This is a genomic window from Microbispora hainanensis (assembly GCF_006874475.1).
GTDB classification, from domain to species: Bacteria; Actinomycetota; Actinomycetes; order Streptosporangiales; family Streptosporangiaceae; genus Microbispora; species Microbispora hainanensis.
Window position 1 is genome coordinate 1 of record NZ_VIRM01000127.1, and the last position, 1673, is coordinate 1673.

General features: G+C 62.8%; 1 protein-coding gene. It reads left to right on the plus strand.

Features of this window, described 5'->3' with window-relative positions:
• Positions 1–968: 968 nt before the first annotated feature.
• A partial coding sequence (locus tag FLX08_RS39765; RefSeq protein ID WP_167530769.1) for a VCBS repeat domain-containing M23 family metallopeptidase occupies positions 969–1673 on the plus strand: 705 nt, incomplete at its 3' end.

Consider the following 1673-nt stretch of genomic DNA (forward strand, 5'->3'; position numbering starts at 1 on the left):
GGGCCCAGTCGATAGTCCGTACGGCGGTCGGCTGCCGAGGAAGCGCCCTTCCACCTGTGCGAGGGCGGCCATAGATCTAACCCTGTCGCGAACCTATGCGGCGAACGTCAGCCTCCTGGCAGCTAACCCGGACCGGACTTCCACCGGCAGGCGACGGCGAGCCTACGAACATAAGGATCCGCCGCTATGCCACGGCGTCACCTCCTGTCCTGCTGGGCGCACGAAAGATCGAGGCTGGTCCTGGGAGGGCGGCCACTGATATGTCAGGTCGAATGTCGGGCTGAACGTCCTGGTCTGCATGTGGGTACTTGGTTTTGATGAAGACTGTCGGTTCGCCCGGCGGCCGTCACCAAGATATGGAGGATTCCTTGCCCCTATGATGACCGTTCTCGCCGACCGCATGGTTGGTTTCCTCGGCCGCAGGGCGAACGTGAAGGCGGTTATGCGGGTTGCGACTGGGTGACCTGCTGTTCTCTTCCCGCGCAGACGTACAAGGAGTAGTGCTGCCTCCCCTAAAACCGCCGCACCCACAAGAGCTGCAATTCGGCAAGGACGTAGGCGTCCACCCACTGCTAGTCGATTCACCTCGCTCTCGCATGTCATTATTGGGCCCCTTACGGAGGCTGCAAGTGCCGCTTCCCTCGAATCGCGATTCATGCAGCGCATCCTCCGCCAGACTCCGTTGCTCCTTGGTCACCTCGGCTTGTGACGGTTTATACATACCGACTTCCGTGGCCAGTGTGAAGGGTGCACGATAGCCGTCACCCCGCGCCGGGGCCGGTGAGCGCTGTTACGACCATGACCGACTGGCGTAGCCGGTTATGCCTGCAGCGCCAGGTCACCCTGATATTCCGTTGCTGCGCACCGCCCCGGCCGATCGTCGTAATCCCACCCGGAGGCGGGCGCCGAGCCGAATCCGTCGTTTATTAGAGACCGGCTGGCATAGCCGGTCCCCCTGGAGGAATCTCATGTCTAAAGCTGCTGTCTTACCAGTCGGCATCATCACCACGCTCATCGCCGCCTCCGGCCTGCTCGTCACGGCGAGCCCGGCGATGGCGGCCACCCCGAATCTGCAACTGCCCTTCCCGTGCGGGCAGCAGTGGCGGCTGGATACCTGGGGTCATGCCCCCGCCCTCGACATGGTGAAAGAACCCGACCAGCAAGGCACTGAGGGAGCGACTCTCATCGCCCCCGCCGCCGGAACGGTGAACAAGTCCTTCTACCACAGCAACGCCGGCAACGTGATTCAGATCAATCATGGTGGCGGCTACTTCACCACTTACCTACACCTGGAGTCTCGTGCGGTCTCGGTCGGAGCAAAGGTGCAGATGGGAAGCCGGATCGGCAAGGTCGGCAAGACCGGCCCGACCTCCAATGGACATCCGCACCTTCACTTCGAGCTCGGATATGACGCCGATGGCGACGGGGAGGCCTCCTGGGGATTCGCCGGCTCTGAACGGGTCAAGCCGACCTTTGCTGGTGTCGCCTACGGCGGGGCGAACGAGCAGACCTGGCGCAACGTCACCAGCCACAACTGCTCTGTCGGGGCTTCAGGACATGATTTCAACGGGGATGGGAGGGCCGATGTGATCGCGCGTAACGCGACAACCAAGGACCTCCATCTCTACCTCGGCAACGGCACCGGCGGCTTCCAGTCAGGAACCGGCGACAGG